Source organism: Solibacillus merdavium (genome assembly GCF_014836935.1).
GTDB classification, from domain to species: domain Bacteria; phylum Bacillota; class Bacilli; order Bacillales_A; family Planococcaceae; genus Solibacillus; species Solibacillus ferritrahens.
In genome coordinates, this window is record NZ_JACSPW010000038.1 from 1 (window position 1) to 2,226 (window position 2,226).

Below are 2,226 nucleotides of genomic sequence, written 5' to 3' on the forward strand. Positions count from 1 at the left end.
TGTACGAGTCGAAAAAATATTTTTTGACGCTCATAAATGGCGCAAGCCATTGATACATCAACATTTATAGAGGGAGGAAAAGAATGACTATGTTACCGTCATATATAAAAGAAAAAATAGAAAATTTTGTGGATAAAAGTAATGAACAATTTAATAATGGTTGTCATCAAGACTCTATATTACTGTTAGAAGAAGCATGGAACCTAATACCTGAACCAAAGGGGATTTATTCAGAAGAAAGCTATCACATTGTAAAAGATATTATTGAAACTTACTATGTATTAAATGATTTTAAAAAAGCAAAAGAATGGGGAGAAAAAATATATTTAACTGGTTTTGCACGAATAGATTCAGGCGAGAAGGAATATATTAATGGCGAAATAGCTTTTGAATTGGGGAATTTAGAAATAGCAAAAGAATTTTTTAGCATTGCCAATGATAAATCAGAAGGAAGATGTTTTGATAGTCCGAATAGAGTGAAATATCTCAAGTTTTTCAAAAGTAATTGAATTATTCAAAAGGAATGTTAACACCAATTCAGACATGTCATGTATTACATAAGTTTATTGAAAGCTGTGTTAGCTAATTTGCTTATGTTCTGCAGTTGTCTCCTAGTTAAATAGAAATCTAACAGTATAAATTGAAAATAAAACATGAGCACAAATGAAGAGGTTCTTCATTTGTGCTCTCCTATTTAAATTTAGTAAAATCGTCACATTAAGGCATTGGTTGAAACGGCGATTAGAAGAGACCTAATTATTGGAGGTATGCGTCCAGATAAATTTAAAGTCAGATATACTATTGATGGTATAGCCGACTTTGCAGATTTAAAAAATTAATTAGAGGAGTGAAAAAGTAGTATGAAAGAATTTGAAGAAAGATTTAGTGAATTGCAAGCAGATATGATATCTATATGTCTGGAATATGTGGAAGATAGAGTTGATAAAGTATATGTTTATGCTTCATGTGAAGAAGGTATCGTTTCGGGTAGTTTCTTTTATTTGATTAATAATATGTATGTAGAGCGCCATAAATTAAATGATGCATTGAAGGATGGGGATAAGAGTTATGATGTGTCCACAGAACGACAATTTATGGTGTTAGATATTATCAACGATAATGTTGATAAAATGGAGGAATTGTGCAAATTGTACGAAAGAGATATGCCAACTGAGTTAAAATTAATATATGATGCTAAGACTGGCAAGTTTCAAGCTGAATACAAGTATGATTTAGTTTATACTAATGACGATGTTAAAACCGCACGTCATATTGCTAATGAATGGTTTGAGGAAATAGAAAATAATAATTTATAATGTTTTTGAAAGTGACACCAATGTGTATAGAAATTTATTATTTAAACAGCCCCGAATAAACATAGAGCACAAATGAAATATTTATTCATTTGTGCTCTTATTTCTTACATAATTAAATCGATACTGTTTTTCTTCAACTTCATCAGGAAAGTGGCATCACGATACATAGTAAGCATTCGATCGTTGTGACAGCGAATGAGGACGTAACCTTTGCAGCAAAAAACATGGCATTCAGTGCAACCGAATCACTTCGTTTCACCTGTGGATCCAGTAGCATCGTACTAGACAGTGTGACCGATATGCAGGGAGAACTAGTCATGATGGAAGGCTCTGTGAAAGGTCCAGTTTCGGTGGCAGAAGCAGCGGATGACGAAGACGACGAGGATGAAGACCTGGATTCAGCGCTCGATGTTTTAGGCATGATTCCCCTAACCGGGGGTGATGTCTAGTGGCGAAGAAGAAAGGAAAAGGCTTTTTTGGTGCAATCGGAAAGGCATTAGGCAGTATCCCGGTTGTAGGAAAGGTGAAAAAGGCGGCAAAATCCGTAAAAAAAACAGTAAAGGCCGCCAAAAAGAAACTGAAAAAAACCGTCAAAAAGGTAATCAAAAAGGTTAAGAAAAAGGTTGGAAAGGTTTACACCAAGGCCCGAAAAATAAAAAATAACCTCTCCAAAAGCAAAATTGTCAAAAAAGTAAAGAAGACCGTAAAGAAAGCGGTACTGGCCACAAAAAAGGCAGTCAAAAAAGTAAAAAGTACAGTCAAAAAAACAGTTAAAACGGTAAAAAAGGCGACCAAGGTAGCAGTCAAACAGGTCAAGAAGGCCGCGAAAAAAACCGTGACGCAAGCGAAAAAGAACGTCAAAGCCGCCGTAAAGAAAACGAAGAAGGCTTTGAAAAAGGTCGGCGGAAAA

At 34.7% G+C, this 2,226-nt stretch carries 4 protein-coding genes; all 4 read left to right on the plus strand.

Annotation, left to right across the window (positions count from 1 at the left end; genetic code table 11):
* The first annotated feature begins 83 nt into the window (after positions 1-83).
* Entirely contained in the window at positions 84-509 is a 426-nt protein-coding gene (locus tag H9632_RS18585; protein ID WP_191705548.1) for a hypothetical protein, read from the plus strand.
* Positions 510-860: 351 nt separating this feature from the next.
* Positions 861-1,316 carry an immunity protein YezG family protein gene (locus H9632_RS18590; RefSeq protein WP_191705549.1) on the plus strand — a complete coding sequence of 152 codons (456 nt, stop codon included), beginning with the start codon at positions 861-863 and terminating at the stop codon, positions 1,314-1,316.
* Positions 1,317-1,615: 299 nt separating this feature from the next.
* Positions 1,616-1,765 carry a hypothetical protein gene (locus H9632_RS18595; protein ID WP_191705550.1) on the plus strand — a complete coding sequence of 50 codons (150 nt, stop codon included), beginning with the start codon at positions 1,616-1,618 and terminating at the stop codon, positions 1,763-1,765.
* On the plus strand, positions 1,765-2,226 hold a 462-nt coding region (locus H9632_RS18600; protein ID WP_191705551.1), incomplete at its 3' end, for a hypothetical protein. The genes H9632_RS18595 and H9632_RS18600, both read left to right, overlap by 1 nt.